The sequence below is a fragment of the Paraburkholderia sp. SIMBA_027 genome, assembly GCF_046535315.1.
GTDB lineage: Bacteria > Pseudomonadota > Gammaproteobacteria > Burkholderiales > Burkholderiaceae > Paraburkholderia > Paraburkholderia tropica.
Map to the genome: position 1 here is coordinate 1 of NZ_JAWRWY010000831.1, position 263 is coordinate 263.

The following is a 263-nucleotide window of genomic DNA, read 5'->3' on the forward strand; positions in this document are numbered from 1 at the left end:
GATGATGAAAGATGGATCGTTGTTATTAATAATACTGGGAAAACAACGAGAGTCGATATTTCTGCGGATGACATTGGTGAAGAGAAAGAATTACGTGGACTGTTAGAGAGTGATGTAATCCGTTCAAACGATGAGGGGATTTATCCTATTGTATTAGATCGTGAAGTGGTTGAAGTATTCCAGGTGATCGATCAAGTAGGGATAAATAAATTATATATTGTATTATTAGTAATTGTGTATATTCTATTTATTGCATTTATCGT

Annotated in this window: 1 protein-coding gene; it reads left to right on the top strand. The window is 33.5% G+C overall.

Annotated elements, in window-relative coordinates:
* The coding region (locus SB764_RS41395) for a hypothetical protein (RefSeq protein WP_410866954.1) at nucleotides 1-263 on the top strand (263 nt) is incomplete at both ends.